This is a genomic window from Oleiphilus sp. HI0117 (genome assembly GCF_001635235.1).
In genome coordinates, this window is sequence record NZ_LWGA01000089.1 from 1 (window position 1) to 868 (window position 868).

1 protein-coding gene is annotated in these 868 nt (G+C 44.6%); it reads right to left on the minus strand.

Features of this window, described 5'->3' with window-relative positions; genetic code table 11:
• A partial coding sequence (locus tag A3757_RS01280) for a helicase-related protein (RefSeq protein ID WP_255374966.1) occupies positions 1-868 on the minus strand: 868 nt, incomplete at both ends.

The window sequence follows — 868 nt, forward strand, 5'->3', positions numbered from 1 at the left end:
AGCCGCTAGATTGGTGCGCTGTATTTCCGGATCGGTAAACTCAGGTCGTGAAATAAAGTCGTCTTCACTGTAAAGTCGATAACAAATACCTTCAGCAATCCGCCCACAACGACCCTTTCGTTGATTTGCACTCGCTTGGGAGATTGACTCGATAGGCAAACGCTGTAATTTTGAGCGATACGAATAGCGGGAAATCCGCACGGTACCGGGGTCAATTACATAGCGGATACCAGGCACTGTAATTGAGGTCTCAGCGACATTAGTAGAAAGGATGATTCGTCTGCCAGAGTGAGGTTGAAACACCCTGCTCTGGTCTTTGGTACTTAACCTGGCATATAAGGGCAGTATCTCGGTGTCACGCCATTCATAATCATTAAGGGTCTTGGCGATCTCTCTGATCTCTCGCTCGCCAGGTAAGAAAACCAAAACATCGCCAACTTGCCAAGAGCGTTGGCGTTCTTCGTCTTGAATCTCCTCGACCACTGTAGCTATCTGCTCACCAAGAGATAACTCTTGTACATCTGCACCAATAGATGGGCGGTAATTCACGTCAACCGGATAACTTCGCCCTGAAACAGAAAATATTGGCGCGCCAGTAAAGAACTCCGAGAACCGGTCTACGTCGATCGTGGCAGAGGTAATAATGAGTTTTAATTCAGGTCTTTTCAGCAGAACGCGTTTTAAGTAACCGAGTAAGAAATCAATATTTAAACTACGCTCATGCGCCTCATCAATAATAATAACTTCATAACGATTTAAGTAACGGTCAAACTTGATTTCATTTAAGAGAATACCATCCGTCATGACCTTTATTAGCGTACTATCACTAACTTGATCGGTAAAACGAACTTGATAGCCAACCAGATCA